Genomic DNA, 16739 nt, shown 5'->3' on the forward strand with positions numbered 1-16739 from the left:
AAAGAATAATTGGTAGTTATAAGTGCATAATATATTTTTAAATTAAATTATACAATATAAAATAAAAAAAATACTACACTTTTCTTTATTTTTTAGATATAATTTCAAAAGAGCAAAAAATTTTTTATATACAAATTTTTTTTTATTTTTTATATAATAGTTTTTTAGTAAAAAAAGTTTAAAATAAAATTATAGAAAAGTAGGTGTGACAATTGGCAAAGTTAAATTTAAGAGCTGGAAAACACATTGCTATCGATATTGGGACATATAAAACCAGGATACATGTTGATGGTTTAGGAATAATTTTTAATCAGGCTTCATTAATAGCTGTTGATTACAAACTTAATAAAATAATAGCTTATGGAGATAATGCTAAAAAATATATTGGGATATTAAATGGTAACCTAAAAGTAACAAAACTTGTTAAACAAGGAGTTGTAACAAACCTAGAATTATTAAAAAGTTTCTTAGGTTATGCACTTTCAAAACATAAGGAAATATTAAAAACTGCATATGTAACATTAGCGTGTCCAGTTAATTTAACTGGCTTGGAGAGAAATTCCTTAATAGAAGCGATTAAATCATTGGGAGTAGCATATGTAAAAGTTGAAGATGATGTCAAGTTAGCACTATTAGGTGCAGGGATTAACATTTCAAACCCTGACGGATTTTTATGTTTAGATATAGGTTGTGGTAAAACTACAATCGCTATGATCTCTACCGATACAACAATTGCATCTAAAACTTCGAAGTTCGGTGGTGCAACAATTGATGACGAAATAATCAAATTTTTAAAGTCTAAAAAATCAATTGTAGTTGGGGAAAAAACTGCAGAAGCTATTAAGATTGGTGTTGCGTGCTTATTAAAACCAAAAGAAGCATTAAAAGCTAAGGCATATGGTTATGATATTACATCTGCTTTACCTAAGGAAATTGAAATTACTGATAACGATATCTTGAAATTGGTTCAATATGTGTTTGCAAATTTAGCTGACACTGTAACAAATCTAATCGAGGTTTTATCTAATGAATCAGCGATTGACGTTATTAGAAACGGAATAATTGTAACTGGTGGATTAGCAACTATTTATGGCATAAAAACATTTTTTGAAAAATATTTTGAAATTCCAGTAAAAGTCGCTAGAAATGCGTCTTCAGCAGTAATAGATGGAGCTGTTGCACACAAAGAAAAAACACTTAGAGAACTTGAATTAGATTTAGGTTTAATCCAAGAAGTAATACAATAAATAAAAACTAAGGTTTTTATTTTTTTTTGTTTATTAATGTATTAATTTATATAAAATTAATTTAGACGGAGGCCACTATGAGTATTTTACTTAACTCAATAAAGAGCAAATTACAAAAAGCTATTAATAATCTTGGTTTTGAAGGAGAACTGATTGTTGAAAAAACAAAATCAACAGAACATGCTGACTATGCAACAAACTTTGCATTGATAAACTCTAAAAACAATAACATGAAACCTCTTGTACTTGCAGAAGAAATTAAAAAAGAGTTATTAAGAGATAAAGAAATAATAAAAAATATAGAAATTGCAGGACCAGGTTTTATAAATATTTCAATTGATGATAAAGAATTAATAAGAGTAGTTGATGCTATAATAGAAAAAAAAGATAAATATGGTGAATCTCCTAAAAAAAACAAGATTTATAACTTAGAAATAATATCTGCTAATCCTACTGGGTATTTACATATTGGTCATGCAAGAAATGGCGTTGTTGGTGACTCGGTAAGAAGAATACTAGAATTTGCTGGATATGAAGTTCAAACTGAGTATTACACAAACGATGCTGGTAACCAAATTAACATTTTAGCAGTAACTGTTTTTTATAATTATTTAACGTTATTAAAAATAAATATAGATAAGCCAGAAGAAATGTATGGTGGAGATATGTATGAAGAGTTTGCAAAAATTTTAGTATTAAAGTTTGGCGATAAATATAAAAATAATAAAATCCAAAATAATAAAATTGATAACGAAAAAGTACATGAGCTATTTAAACAAGAATCAATGACATATTTCCTTAATATTATTAAAGAACAAATATGCATGATGGATATAAAAATAGACCATTATTCTAGTGAGCAAAAAATGTATGATGATAATCTAATCGATAAAATGTTGACTTTATATAATAAAATTGGAAAAACCTATGAAAAAGATAACGCATTATGACTTAAAACTACCGAATTCGGAGATGATAAGGATAGAGTCTTAAGAAAATCAGATGGAAGTTATACATATATTACCCCTGATATTGCTTGTCATGATGAAAGAATAAGAAGAACAAATGCAGATAAATATGTAAATTTTTGAGGTGGTGATCACCATGGTTATATTACAAGAGTTCGTGCTGGTTTAGCTTTATTGAACCATAAATTTGACATACTTGATATTGATATAATACAAATGGTACGTTTAATAAAAGATGGTGAAGAGTATAAAATGTCAAAAAGAAAAGGAACTGCTGTTTGAATGATTGACTTATTAGAAATGGTTGGGAAAGATGCAATAAGATATATGTTAGCATCAAAAAACCCATCATCTCATATGGATTTTGATCTTGATTTAATGGTGGAAAAAAACTCAACAAACCCTGTATACTATGCCCAATATGCTACTGCAAGATCTAGAAAACTAATGAATAAATCAAATGCTGAAATAAAAGATTATGATAATATAAGTTGGAATGTAAAAGAAAAAGAAATTATAATGCATCTTGATGACCTAAACATAACAGTCGAAAATGCAGCAAGTAAAAGATTACCAAATATAATTTGTGATTATATTCAAAAACTAGCAAAACTATTCCACTCTTATTATGGGAGTGATAAAATAATTGATAAAGAAAATGATAATTTGACAGCACAAAAAATGCTGTTAGTTAAATCAGTTTATCAGGTTTTAATTAATACACTTAATCTTATAGGAGTAGGAATTAAAGACGATATGTAGAAAGTAGGAATTACTTTGGTTGATATTAGTTCAAAAAAATATAAATTTAAAGAGTTTGAAAATAAACATACTGTATACATTACAAAAAGGGAGTGAATATTAAGATATTCACACCCTTTTGTAGCATTAATGTTCATGGCAGGTCCGATGATGATGATTTCACTTGTAAATGGTTTATACGGGGTCTTGGACAAACAACTCACACTTAACTTTGCCACTAGTCAAATAGAAAAGTTGTATAGTAACTTTAATAACTCTGTAAATGGTCCTGGTATTGATTTTGGATCAACAATGGAACAATCAGCAACCGATGTGTTTAAGCAAATTATAAATGTTTCAACACAATACTCGAACACTGTTGTAATAATTTTAGAGTCGCTTTCAATGTTAACAGCTATCGGTACTGCTATTAATTTTGGTCAATACATGGGTCAAAGAGACAAAAATAAAATGAACCAAGTATTAATTAATGGTTTAATGCAAACAGTTATACTTTCAATAATAAGTCTAGTTGTAATGTATTTTCTATCTCAGTTTATATTGGTATGGCAAACAGGAGTATCATGAGCTGATCGTGATTCAACTCTTTCTTACTCTTTATCGAAGGAATACTGTTCTGCTTTTGTATTTAGTTTTCCATTATTAAGTATGGCAATGTTTTCAACAACCCTATTAAGAACAGAAGGTAAGATATGATTTGTAGTAATAGTTAACTTGGTATCAGTTGGACTAAATGCAATATTCGGATTTATTTTCCTTGATATACTTCAACTTGGAATGGCCGGTGCAGTTTATGGGTCTATGGTTGCTTGGTCATTTATGATAATATCTTCTATAATATTAGTATATTGTTCAAAAAATACTTTTCTAAGACCTGAGTTTAGCAAGTTCAAATTTAACAATAAAGAGGCTCTTGAAATATGAATGAATGGTGTAGGACCATTCTTTATGAATGGTGCATTCGGTATTATTAGCGGTATATCAACAAGAATGGTTGGTGATATACACAATGGTGAGGAAATGTATAGGAATGGCCTTGCAGTCAAAATAACATTTTATCCAGATGCATCAAATAAGGATTATTATCATGAAGAATATGTCACAGATACCGTTAGGGTTCTTTCATCAGCATTTCCTTGAAATATGATTGTTTGAGCCCCTATTGTGGGAATAATACAAGGTGGTGTTAATACGGTTGCTTATAGTAAAGGCGCCGGCAAAAACATTAGGTTATGACAAGTTATTAAATGGATGTTAATAGTTAACTTAATTTGAACAATAGCAATTATGTTTATTATAACTATTTTAGGTTCGTATATGATGCAAATGTTTGATGGGCCTACAAATGGTTCATGAAGTTCTAATGATAAACGATGATGATTTGTTATGTATTTATCATGTGTTATATTTGCAACATCAACATTTGCTGCAATGCCTTATTTTAATGGTATTGGAAAAAGCTGAGTTTCAATACTTATATCATTATCAAGGACTTTTATATTTCAAATAAGTTTCTTGTTTATTGGATATTATGTGGCAAAAGCTGCATCAATGGATGGTACAAAAGATTGATTATATTTCTTAATTTACTCTTTTAGTGAAATACCAGGCGGATTACTTGCATTAGTTTTATTATGATTATCTTTTAGCAAAAATAAGAAATTAGGTATCATGGATAAGGAAGATGAATTTGAAAAAATAAGTTATCAAGATGCAAGACTTTCTCAACTTATTATTGATCACAATAAAAGAGTCATAATATTAAATTCTAAAAAATTAGAAATAAATAAGCTTACTGGTCTTTTAGAAAAAGAATATGAAATTACAGAACTTAAATTTTTAAAAGTCCAGAATAAACAAAAAAACTAGCATTCGTGAACATCTGAAATAAAATTGACAGTAAAAAAGTATTTTTATTGTAAAAATTTTATTGAAAGGTGTTCTTTTTATATGGCAAAACAATGATCAAAACATGAAAAATTAACATAATTAATGAAGTAAAAGAAGTTGGAATAATTAATACTGCAGTGAAATTTAATTTAAGCACCAGTACTATTAAGAGATGAAAACATGAGATAGGAACTAAAGGAGAAGGTGCTTTAGAATGAGGTAATGGAGTTCAAGCTAAAAGTAATATTAAGAAGTTCAAATCTCACGATTGGTTATTTAAAGATCCTGATGATATGAGTTTAGAAGAATTGAGAGAAGCATTAAAATTAGAGCTCGCTTTAAAAAAGCATTTGACGAAGACTGTTAAGGAAAAGTACTTCGCCATTTTTATTACAAAAAAGTCTTTTTCATTAAAAATAGTTTGTAAATACTTAGGAGTATCAAGATATGGTTATTTAAAATGTTTAAAAACAGGTAAACCTAAATACAAAAACTATGATACAAAAATTTCTAACAAAATTATTTATATATAATCTATTTAAAAAAACGTTATGGCTACAATATGATTACACTCATGTTAAATAAGTATTTTAAAATAAGCTCAAAACCTTGGATTGTATACAAATATATGAAAATATTAGGCATTAAGGCGGTTAAAAAGAAAAGAGTACCCGATTATGATAAATCAGGTCCATTAATATTTGAAAATATTCTAAACAGAAATTTTAAAGCAAAGAATTTAAATGAAAAATGAGTTACAGATGTTACTTACATTAAAACAAGTTCATGGACGGCTTATTTATAAGTTATTAAAGACTTATACAATTTAGAAATAGTAGATTAAAAACTTTCTAGAAGATCTGATAATGAACTTTGTCATACAAATTTAAAATCTGCAATCACAAAAAAAGGTAAACCAAAACTTATTCATTCTGATCAAGGTTCGCCATACACAAACTAAACTTGAAAATATTTATGTGATTATAATAATATAAAGATTTCTATGTCAAGAAGAGGCAATTCTCCTGATAACGGCGCATGTTAATCGTTTTTTGGAACTTTAAAAAACGAGTGTATTTATACTTATAAAGTAAATGAGCTAAACTATTCTAATATATATAATATAATTTCTGATTATAGTAAGTTTTATAATTACGTAAGACCTTCATTAAAGTATAAAAAAACTCTATACGAAATTCGTATGGAGAAAGTATCTTTTTAATGTCAATTTTAATTGACAAATTCATTCGCTAGGTTTTTTTCTTTTTTAATTACTTTCTAATATATAATTGCATTATATTTTAACACATTAAAAGTCAAGTTGCAAAAATAATAAATTTATGCTAAACTTAATGTATGTTATGTATTCTACTATAAATAGGTATACATAATCATAAAATAAAAACGTTAGAGATTTTAAGAAGGAGAAAAAAAATGGCTATAAACAAAAAACCAACATTTGTTTCAATGGACCTTGGAACTGCTAATACATTAGTATATATTGCTGGTCAAGGTGTAGTATATAACGAACCATCAATAGTTGCATACAGAATTAAAGAAAACAGAATAATTGCTGTTGGAACTGAAGCTTATAAAATGATCGGTAAAGGTAACAAAACAATTCGTGTTGTTAAACCAATGGTTGATGGAGTTATTACTGACATTAGAGCAACTGAAGCTCAACTAAGATATATTTTCCAAAAATTACGTATTTCTAAACAATTAAAACATTCAATTATGTTGTTGGCATGTCCATCAGTAATTACTGAACTAGAAAAAACAGCATTGAAGAAAATTGCTATTAACTTAGGTGCAGACCAAGTATTCGTTGAAGAAGAAGTTAAGATGGCAGCCCTAGGTGGTGGAGTAAACATATATGCACCAACTGGAAACTTAATAGTTGATATGGGTGGGGGAACTACTGATATAGCAGTTCTTGCATCAGGAGATATCGTTTTATCAAAATCTGTTAAAGTTGCAGGGAACTATTTAAATGATGAATGTCAAAAATTCATAAGATCACAATACGGTCTTGAAATTGGATCAAAAACTGCTGAATCAATCAAAGTTAATGTTGGTTCATTAGCAAAATACCCTGATGAAAGAAGAATGAAAGTTTATGGACGTGACGTTGTTTCAGGGCTTCCAAGAGAAATTGAAATAACACCAGAAGAAGTTCGTGAAGTACTAAAAGTGCCTGTATCTAGAATAATTGACTTAACAGTTCAAGTACTTGAAGATACACCACCTGAATTAGCTGGAGATATCTTCAGAAATGGTATTACAATTTGTGGTGGTGGAGCATTAATTAGAGGTATTGATAAATACTTTGCTGATACTTTACAATTACCAACAAAAATTGGTGAACAACCATTATTAGCAGTTATAAACGGTACTAAAAAATTTGAATCTGAAATTTGAGAAATTATAAAAGCTCAAAGACATCACGAAGATGTAATGGGTAGATAATAATTAATAATATTTATAACAAATCTTAATAGAAATGAGGGGACTTACTATGTATCAAGAAACTAAAAGACCTTTTATTTCACTAGACCTTGGCACAAGTAACATATTAGCTTATGTTTCAGGCCAAGGTATTGTTTATAACCAACCAAGTTTAATGGCATATGACATTAATACTAATACTTTAGTAGCTATTGGTGAAGATGCATATGACATGGTTGGTAAGACAAGTGATAATATTAGAATCATTACACCGCTAATCGATGGTGTAATCGCTGATTTAGACGCGGCTAAAGATTTATTAAAACATATATTTAACAGACTAAAAATGATGAATTTCTGGAAAAACTCAATTGTTGTACTTGCGTGTCCAAGTGGTGTAACTGAATTAGAGAGAGATGCATTAAAAATGGTTGCTAAAGATATGGGAGCTGACTTAGTAGTTATAGAAGAAGAAGTTAAGATGGCAGCAATTGGTGCAGGCATTAACATAGAATTACCAAACGGACATTTAGTTGTCGACATCGGTGGCGGAACTACTGATATAGCTATTTTATCAGCAGGTGAAGTCGTTACATCCAAGTCTGTTAAGGTTGCGGGTAACTACTTCAATAACGAAATATTAAAATATGTTCGTTCAGAGTATAATATGGCAATTGGTACTACGACTTCTGAAAACGTTAAAAAAAATATGGGTTCATTAGTACAATATCCCAACGAAAGATCAATGCAAATTTATGGTAGAGATATTATTTCCGGCTTACCAAAAGAAGCTAAGTTAAATTCAGAGGAAATAAGAAATATTTTACTAAGTGCTTTTAGTAAAATTACAGATCTTGTAATTGAAATACTTGAAGAAATACCTCCTGAGTTAGCCGGAGACATAATGAAAAATGGTATGATTTTATGTGGTGGTGGAGCCTTAATAAGAAATATTGATAAATACTTCTATGATATATTCCAATTACCAACAAAAATAGCAGCTGAACCTTTAGGATGTGTTATCGAAGGAACAAAAGCTTATGAAAAAATAATAGTAAAAAGAGTTAATGAAGGGTTATATGACGCAAGTCAAGATACTTATTTAAAAAAACTCTCATAAAAACTATAAAGTCTGTATTTAATACAGACTTTTTTATTAATTATATATACTAATATATTATTGTATTGTTTTATTCTTTATTTAATAGTATAATTATAAAAATTATTGGTTTTTAGGAGGTAAAAATGAAAGTAGACGAACGAACATTTATAGCATTAGATTTAGGTACTAGCAATATTATTGCATATGTGGGTAAACAAGGAATAGTTTACAATGAACCATCAATAATGGCATATGATACAGTTACGAACACATTATTAGCACTTGGTGAAGAAGCTTACAATATGCTGGGTAAAACACATGAAACAATTAGTATGATAGTTCCAATTAAAGATGGAGTTATTACTGATTTAGATGCTGCAAAAGATATGTTAAAGCATGTTTTTGGAAAATTAAAAATGTTAAATGATTGAAGAAATTCAATTATACTATTAGCTTGTCCAAGCGAAGTAACTGAATTAGAGAGAGAAGCTTTAAAACAAGTTGCATATGATATGGGAGCTGAAATTGTTGTTGTAGAAGAAGAAGTTAAGATGGCAGCAATCGGTGCAGGAATAAATATTGATGTACCAAAAGGAAATATAGTTATTGATATTGGTGGTGGAACATCTGATATTGCTATAATATCAGCTGGAGATATAATAATTTCAAGATCAATAAAAGTTGCTGGAAACGCATTTAATGAAGAAATAAAAAAATATGTTCGATCAGAATATAATGTTACCATTGGTGATAAAACTGCTGAAAACGTTAAAAAAGAACTAGGATCACTTTCAAAATACAAAGGTGAAAAAACAATGTCTGTATTTGGTAGAGATATAGTTTCTGGTTTACCAAAAGAAGCAATTATTAGTTCTGAAGAAATAAGAAATGTTCTTGTAAATGCATTTAGTAGAATTACAGATATGGTAATAGAAATTATGGAAAATACACCTCCTGAATTAGCCGGAGATATAATTTCAAACGGATTTATGCTATGTGGTGGTGGAGCATTAATTAGAGGTATTAAAGAGTACTTTAATGGAATCTTTTCAATACCTTGTAAAATATCTCCAAGCCCTATGACAGGAGTTGTAGAAGGTGCGCAAGTATATCAAAAAGTAATTAATAGAAGAATTGAATCAGGTTACTATGGTAAAAACGCAAGAGATCTTAAAAAAAGTAGTCAAAGTCAATATATTTAAAAGCATCTAAGGATGTTTTTTTTAATGAAAATAATATAAAAGTTTATAAACAATGTATAATATTTTTAGTACATTTTTTATAATGTTTTCTCATTATGGAAAAAATACTATACAGGGAGGACTCATGTACACAACCGATACTATTGAAAAAATTTTAAAACTTAATAAAAATAAAAAAAGAATTATTCTGCCAGAAGGTGAAGAAGAAAAAATTCAAAAAGTAGCTAAATACTTAGTTGAAAATGATATTTGTATTCCAATATTGTTATTTCAAGAGAAAGTTTCAAACAATTTAGACGAAAGAATTATTCAAATATGTGTAAAGGACTTAAATATTGAACAATATGCAGAGGAGTTCTTAAATATTAGAAAAGGGAAAATAACAGGTCTTGAAGAAGCAAGAAATCTTGTATCAAAATCAAATTACTTAGCAAATATGATGCTTTATAAGGGTGAAGCTGATTGTGTATTATGTGGTTTGAGTTATACTACAGCTGACACATTAAGACCAGCTTTACAAATTATAAAAACCAAGAAAGACGTTTCCGTAGCAAGCTCGGTTATTATAATGAGAAAAAAAGATCAATACTATTTGTTTGGAGATTGTAGTTTGAATTTAAACCCTACAGCTCGCCAACTAGCGGACATATCAAAAAGTTTTGTAAACTTTGCAAGACTTATGGATATAAAAGAACCTAATGTAGCATTACTAAGTTATTCAACTGACGGATCTGGCTCAGGTCCTGATGTTGATAAAGTAAGAGAAGCTAAGGAGTTGTTACTAAATGAGAAAGTTAATTTTAAGTTTGACGGAGAAATTCAATTTGATGCTGCGTTTTGCAAAGAAGTTAGAAATAAAAAATATAAGAACTCAAATATCTGTAGCGAATCAGCTAACATATTTGTATTCCCAACTCTAGACGCAGGGAATATAGGTTATAAAATAGCACAAAGAATGGGAGGGTATGAAGCTATAGGTCCTATTATACTAGGATTAAATAAACCAGTTAATGATTTATCAAGAGGCGCAAATCTTGAAGATATAATTCAAGCAGCGGTATTAACTGTATATATGGCTAAATAATATGATATTAGTAGTAAATTCAGGAAGTAGTTCAATTAAATTTTCTCTATATGAGTATAAAAATAATAATGATATTGAAAAATTAGCATCTGGAATGGCTGAACAAATTAAAGTAAACGGTAAAATAATAATTACTTACCAAGGAAATAAACATGAAATAGATATTAGTCTACCAGACCACAAAGTTGCAATTGAAGCGATATTAAGCAAATTAGATGAGTTAAAAATTATAAAGGATATAAAAGATATTCAAGGAGTTGGTTATAGAGTTGTACATGGTGGTACAATTTCAAAATCATCAATTATTGATGAGAAAGTACATAAGCAAATCCAAGATTCATCCAAACTTGCACCTTTACATAATCCACCTGCATTATTGGTTATAGATAAGTTTAAAGAATTTTTACCACACTCAAAACATGTTGCTTGTTTTGATACAGCTTATCATCAAACTATGCCAGAAAGAAATTATATTTACCCAGTTAATATAGAATGATATAAAAAATACGATGTAAGAAAGTATGGTTTCCACGGCACTTCATTTAATTATATAAATAAAAAGTTTGAAGAAATAGTTGGTAAGGAAAAAAACAATTTAATTGTATGTCACTTAGGAAATGGTGCATCTATTTGTTCAATTAAAGAAGGTAAGTCATTTGATACTACAATGGGTTTAACTCCTCTTGCCGGAATAATGATGGGCAGTAGGAGTGGAGATGTGGACCCATCTATAATTAATTATATGTGTACTTCTTTAAATAAAAGTCCAAATGAGATAAATGAAATGCTTAATAATAATTCAGGTTTATTAGGGATAAGTGGTGTATCATCTGACATTAGATATGTTATAGAAGGCTATAATAAAAACGATAAAATGTGTACTCTAGCGATTGAGATTTATACGCAAAAAATTGCAAATTTTATTATTCAAATGATTAATCAACAAAATCAAAAGATAGACGCTATTATATTCACGGCTGGTATTGGAGAAAACTCTCAAATTGTAGTTGAAAAAGTTGTTGGCAAACTTCCATTATTAAATATATCTGTAGATCAAGAATTAAATAATAAAAAATATGAGGATTATATAAAAATTAATACACCTACATCAAAAATTGATATTTATAAAATTAGAACTAATGAAGAGATAATGATTTGTAAAGATGTAATCACATTCTTAAAGAAATAATTATTAAAGAGTACCTAAAATAGAAAAAAATAATATACTCTTATATTGATATACATATTCTATTCAAGGGTATTTTTTTTATTCTAAAATAAATATAATATTAAAAAACTCTTTACATATTTTAAAGAGTTTGATAACTTTTTTAATAGCTACATTTATTAAAATTTATTTTATTTTAAATATTTTATGAGCATTATTGGTTGTTGCTTCTATAACGTCGTTTTTATTTAATTTTTTAATATTAGCTATAGCTTTAACTGTATAAACAATATATCTTGATTGATTAATTGCACCTCTGTTTGGTTCAGGTGTTAGATATGGTGCGTCAGTTTCAACCAAAAGACTATTAATTGAAACTTTTAGAACAGTTTCTTGAAGTTCTTTTGCATTTTTAAATGTTACTACACCTGGAATTGATAAATAATAACCAAGATCGGTAAATTTTTTTGCAAGTTCATAACCTCTTGTGTAGCAATGTACAATTGCATTCTTAACTTTCTTTTCTTTTAATATTTCCAACGCATCTATATAAGCTTGCTCAGAACCATCCTTATCTCTTATGTGCATCATTAATGCAAGTTTGTTTTTGATAGCTATATCAATTTGTTTTTTGAAGAACAACTTTTGTCTCTCTTTATCATGAGGAGTATAGTAATAATCTAGTCCAACTTCTCCGATAGCAACAACGTTTTGACCGTAAGATAAGGTATCTATTTCATCAATATCATCTAATTCATAATCATTAACATTATTTGGGTGAATACCTACTGCCCCATAAACACTTGGATACTTAAGAGCATATTTAACCGCTTGTTTTGATGATTCAATATCAAACCCTACACAACAAAACTTGCTCACTCCGTTTTGGTTAGCATCTCTTATAAGCTCAGAAACTTCAATATCATTATTCTTATACATTTCGTCATTGAAATGTGTGTGTGTGTCAAAAATCCCTGCCATTTATAATTCCTTCTTCCTTTACTTGCCCAGACAATATTTCCTAAATATATTATCTAAAATTTCATCATTAGAATCAAAGAAACCTAATATACTATTAATAATTTCAAAAGCTTTTTTTAAATCTATTAAAATTATATCAATATCAAAACCTAATGAAATATTATGTTCTATTAAATTTAATAGTTTTAAAACATCTTCAAACATCTGTATATGTTTTAAGTTTGTTAACAATAAAAAATCTTTATCAAGAATATCTTCTCTGCTATACTTTCGTTCTAATGTTTTTTTTAACTCATCAACATTTTTATTTTTAGCAGATACAGAAACTAAAGATGGAAATATATGTTTTAATTCATTAATTTCTGTATCAGTTAGAAGATCAGCCTTATTTAGTATTACAATATGCTCTTTCTCCTTAATATTATTGTAAAGATTTAAATCATATTTTTCTTTATTAATTACAAATAATATTAAATTTGATTTATTAATAAGATTTAGAGTTTTTTCAATTCCTAACAACTCTACTTTATCTTTTGTTTTTCTAACACCAGCAGAGTCTATTAGGTCTAGGTTAAAGTTTTTAAAATATATAGTTCCTTCAACAACATCCCTTGTGGTACCTTCGATATCAGTCACAATAGCTTTATCTTCTTTAAGCAAAGAGTTCAATAAGGATGATTTTCCTACATTAGTTTCACCCAAAATAAGAGTTTTTATACCCTCATTTATATATAATAGGTTTTTACTATTATTAATTATATTTATGATTTCATTTTTTATAATAATTAAGTCTGGGCAAACTTCCATAACTGTGGTGTTTTGTACTTCCTCATACTCTGGATAATCAATAGCCGTTTGAAGTTTTGAAATAGCCTCTAAAAAACCTTTTTTTATAACTTCAATTTGATTTATATTCTTATCAACAAGCATTTTAGCATTTAATTTTATTGCTAAGTCATTTTTAGAGTTAATTAAATTATTAATACTTTCCGCTTGTATGAGGTCTATTTTTCCATTTAAATATGCTCTTTGACTAAACTCCCCAGGATATGCCATTCTAGCGCCTTTGGAAATAAGCAAATTTATTATAGTAGTAGTAAGTAAAACACCACCATGACAATTAATTTCAACAGTTTCATCTCCAGTAAAAGATTTATTTTCTTGAAAAACAAGTAAAAGACTCTCATCAATTGTAGATCCGTCTTTAATTATTTTTCTTAAATAAAATCCATTCTGATAAATTAAATCTTTATTAATTATCTTATTAACTAATTTTATTGCACCTTTTCCAGATACTCTAATTATTGATATTGCTTGCGTTGATAATTTAGTGGCAGATGCGACTATTATATCTTCAAAATTTATTTCCATTCTTAACCTTCCTTGAATTAATAAAAAACCAGAATCTATTTATCTGGTTTATAAACTAATTTTATTCTTCTTTCACCAAAAGGTCCAACACTTTTTATTTTTATGTTCTTATACTTCATTACAAACTCATTAATTCTTTTTCTGATCCTCTTTGAATGAGGAGGGAGAATTAATTGAGTTTTATAAAGTAGTAAACTATGTACTAAATTTCTTAAATCAGAACTTAAAAACTCTCTGTCATAGATATAAGTTAAATAAATATTTGAAACTTCAAAATTTATTTTGATGTTTTCAATTTTTTTAAAATAAAACTTTACAATATTCACTACATATTTCTTTTCTTCATTATCCAAAAGATAGTCAGATTTATAAAAAAGAATGTTTTTATTTTGAGACTTTGAGTAAAAAAATGTTGTTATTTTAAAATTAGTAAAAGTTTTAAAAAAGTTGTTTATCTTATCTAAAATTATTTTTTTCTTTTTGTTTTCTATAGTTTTGTAAGGCTCCTTATTTATTTGGTAGATAAGACTTACAAACTCATTTTTAGAATAAAAAAAATAACTATTTTTTAATGTTATTTTTTGATGCTTTTTTATCATTTGCTATTTTATTTTTCATAACAACTTTTTCTCTTTTTTTCTTAATTCTAGATGCTCTTGTTTCTCTAACATAATGAAATATCAATGTTTGTGAGATTTGGAATACAGATGAGAATATTCAATATATAGCAACACCAGAAGCGGTTGTAAATATAATGAATACAAACACTAATATAAATACACCATTCATAATTAATTGTTTTTTTCTTGCTTTTTTTTGCTGCTCAGTATCATTTTTTTTATTTCTTTTTATAGCCTGCAATATCATAGGTAAAAACATTGATAGTATTTGAAGTGGTATGTATACAACAACTAAAGATAAATAAACTCAATTTCCACTAGTTATTTGTTCTCAAGGTGTATCAACAAAAGTAATTTTACCAACTACTGCAATTTTTAGTGCATGTGTAGCCCTAACTATTGAGAACATTGCAAATAGGAATGGCATTGACAAGAATGCTGAAACCATTGCACCCATTGGCGAGATTCCTTCTTTTTTATATAAAGCCATTGTTTCCATCTGTTGTTTTTGTTTTGCTACCGGATCTGTTGAACCTTTATATTTTTGTTGAATATCAGCTTGCTTAGCTTGGACCATTTGAAGTTTTTCTTGATTGGACTGTGTTTTTCATGTAAATCCTAGCGTTATTGCTCTTATAATTATCGATGTAAATAACACAGATACTAAAACGATGTAACCATAACTACTTGATTTTGAGTTAATAATTCCAGAACTGTCAGTTCCAGCCATTAAACGAACAAATCCAACTAGCAAAAAGGACATAGGATAAACAAAGAATCCATAAAATGGAGATGATGTCTCAGTAAATGCCTCACCTCAGGATGATATTGCATTTAGTGAATACTCAAATATATTTCCGTCAGCATCGCTTGCATATCAGTGATTTTTTGAACCAAAATCACCAAGTGATTTTATTACAATTTCAAACGTTGTACCTGGAGAGTAAACTTTGTTACCAGCCATATCTGAGACTTGTGAAACAGTGTATTTTGATTGATACATTTGAACACAACCTCAAAGCATTGAAATTATAACAAATAGAAATAGAAATAATCTAATTCACATTCAGATAATCTTAACAATATCTTTTTTTGTTTTTTTCTTACCTTTATTATTATTTAAATATTTTGAATAATCTTGTTTATACAAGGTTTTCACCTCTCCTATATAGACAATAATAATTTGTCTAGTTGATTCGAGTTATCAGCGTACTCTTTATTTAAAAATCCAGCTTTTACAATAATTACTACATCAATCTTTTTAAATTTCAATTTTTCTAATGAATTATACACAATTGTTCTTACAATTCTTTTTGTGTGGTTCCTTAATACAGCATTTCCTAGTTTTTTACCTACGGAAATCCCATATCTAAATGACCCTTCGTTTTTATTTATAAAATAAACTACAAAAGATGATGTATTTTTAAACTTTCTGTGTCTAATTATTTTTTGAAAATCTTGGTTTTTTTTAATAATGCTTATATTTTTCATAAATTAAGCAGAAAGTCTAACTCTACCTTTTGCTCTTCTTGCTTTAATAACTTTTCTGCCATTTTTTGTTGACATTCTAGCTCTAAAACCATGAGTTCTGGCATGTTTAATTTTACTTGGTTGTCAAGTTCTTTTCATATATACCTCCTTAAAAATAAAACTTCATTTAAGATTATATAACAATTTAAAACTATATTTGTATATTGTTCAAAAAAAATATTTTCTTGTGAATTAAATGTTAATATTATTTTTATGTGGAAAACTATGAATTAAATAGTATATAAAGGTTTCAATAAAAATGTTTATCCACAATAAAACTTTATTTGTGACTTTTTATAAGTTATTAACAATAAACTTGAAACGTTAAATTATAATTTTATTGATGATAAATGTGAGGTACATAAT

At 27.7% G+C, this 16739-nt stretch carries 16 protein-coding genes and 1 pseudogene; 11 read left to right on the top strand and 6 right to left on the bottom strand.

Features of this window, described 5'->3' with window-relative positions; all coding sequences use genetic code 4:
- The first annotated feature begins 212 nt into the window (after positions 1 to 212).
- From SCORR_RS05120 to SCORR_RS05165, 11 genes and pseudogenes are all read left to right on the top strand, one after another.
- Positions 213 to 1247, top strand: a complete 1035-nt coding sequence (locus tag SCORR_RS05120) for a rod shape-determining protein (protein ID WP_157705409.1) — start codon at positions 213 to 215, stop codon at positions 1245 to 1247.
- Positions 1248 to 1324: 77 nt separating this feature from the next.
- Complete coding sequence (gene argS, locus SCORR_RS05125; RefSeq protein ID WP_094049826.1) at positions 1325 to 2977, top strand: arginine--tRNA ligase; 1653 nt, start codon at positions 1325 to 1327, stop codon at positions 2975 to 2977.
- A 15-nt stretch (positions 2978 to 2992) separates the two neighbouring features.
- Positions 2993 to 4846 (top strand): MATE family efflux transporter, encoded by a 1854-nt coding sequence (locus SCORR_RS05130; RefSeq protein WP_094049829.1) that lies wholly within the window; start codon positions 2993 to 2995, stop codon positions 4844 to 4846.
- A gap of 92 nt (positions 4847 to 4938) precedes the next feature.
- Positions 4939 to 5400, top strand: coding sequence for a hypothetical protein (locus SCORR_RS05135; protein WP_094049832.1), 462 nt, complete (start codon positions 4939 to 4941; stop codon positions 5398 to 5400).
- A gap of 95 nt (positions 5401 to 5495) precedes the next feature.
- On the top strand, positions 5496 to 5672 hold the full coding sequence (locus SCORR_RS05140; RefSeq protein WP_157705411.1) for a hypothetical protein: 177 nt from the start codon (positions 5496 to 5498) through the stop codon (positions 5670 to 5672).
- 252 nt (positions 5673 to 5924) lie between these two features.
- Positions 5925 to 6089 (top strand): annotated as a pseudogene (locus SCORR_RS05615) (hypothetical protein); the annotation flags it as partial.
- A 212-nt stretch (positions 6090 to 6301) separates the two neighbouring features.
- Positions 6302 to 7336 (top strand): rod shape-determining protein, encoded by a 1035-nt coding sequence (locus SCORR_RS05145; protein ID WP_094049838.1) that lies wholly within the window; start codon positions 6302 to 6304, stop codon positions 7334 to 7336.
- Positions 7337 to 7385: 49 nt separating this feature from the next.
- Positions 7386 to 8435 carry a rod shape-determining protein gene (locus tag SCORR_RS05150; protein WP_094049840.1) on the top strand — a complete coding sequence of 350 codons (1050 nt, stop codon included), beginning with the start codon at positions 7386 to 7388 and terminating at the stop codon, positions 8433 to 8435.
- Between the two features lie 125 nt (positions 8436 to 8560).
- A complete protein-coding gene (locus tag SCORR_RS05155; RefSeq protein WP_094049842.1) occupies positions 8561 to 9619 on the top strand; it encodes a rod shape-determining protein in 1059 nt (352 codons plus the stop codon).
- Between the two features lie 124 nt (positions 9620 to 9743).
- Positions 9744 to 10703, top strand: a complete 960-nt coding sequence (gene pta, locus SCORR_RS05160) for a phosphate acetyltransferase (RefSeq protein WP_094049844.1) — start codon at positions 9744 to 9746, stop codon at positions 10701 to 10703.
- 1 nt (position 10704) lies between these two features.
- Entirely contained in the window at positions 10705 to 11892 is a 1188-nt protein-coding gene (locus tag SCORR_RS05165; protein ID WP_094049846.1) for an acetate kinase, read from the top strand.
- Positions 11893 to 12057: 165 nt separating this feature from the next.
- On the opposite strand, the gene SCORR_RS05170 is transcribed toward SCORR_RS05165, so the two are convergent.
- The 6 genes from SCORR_RS05170 to rpmH are packed head-to-tail and all read right to left on the bottom strand — an operon-like array spanning position 12058 to position 16472.
- Complete coding sequence (locus SCORR_RS05170) at positions 12058 to 12852, bottom strand: TatD family hydrolase (protein WP_094049848.1); 795 nt, start codon at positions 12850 to 12852, stop codon at positions 12058 to 12060.
- A gap of 18 nt (positions 12853 to 12870) precedes the next feature.
- Positions 12871 to 14223 (bottom strand): tRNA uridine-5-carboxymethylaminomethyl(34) synthesis GTPase MnmE, encoded by a 1353-nt coding sequence (gene mnmE, locus SCORR_RS05175; protein ID WP_094049850.1) that lies wholly within the window; start codon positions 14221 to 14223, stop codon positions 12871 to 12873.
- 35 nt (positions 14224 to 14258) lie between these two features.
- Positions 14259 to 14822: a hypothetical protein gene (locus SCORR_RS05180; RefSeq protein WP_094049852.1), complete on the bottom strand. Its 564-nt coding sequence runs from the start codon at positions 14820 to 14822 to the stop codon at positions 14259 to 14261.
- Positions 14785 to 15993: a membrane protein insertase YidC gene (yidC, locus tag SCORR_RS05185; protein WP_211279177.1), complete on the bottom strand. Its 1209-nt coding sequence runs from the start codon at positions 15991 to 15993 to the stop codon at positions 14785 to 14787. Before yidC ends, SCORR_RS05180 begins: the two co-directional genes overlap by 38 nt.
- 14 nt (positions 15994 to 16007) lie before the next feature.
- Positions 16008 to 16334 carry a ribonuclease P protein component gene (rnpA, locus tag SCORR_RS05190; RefSeq protein ID WP_094049853.1) on the bottom strand — a complete coding sequence of 109 codons (327 nt, stop codon included), beginning with the start codon at positions 16332 to 16334 and terminating at the stop codon, positions 16008 to 16010.
- Positions 16335 to 16337: 3 nt separating this feature from the next.
- Positions 16338 to 16472 (bottom strand): 50S ribosomal protein L34, encoded by a 135-nt coding sequence (gene rpmH, locus SCORR_RS05195; RefSeq protein WP_094049855.1) that lies wholly within the window; start codon positions 16470 to 16472, stop codon positions 16338 to 16340.
- Positions 16473 to 16739: the final 267 nt, after the last annotated feature.

Source organism: Spiroplasma corruscae (assembly GCF_002237575.1).
Classification (GTDB): Bacteria; Bacillota_I; Bacilli_A; order Mycoplasmatales; family Mycoplasmataceae; genus Spiroplasma_A; species Spiroplasma_A corruscae.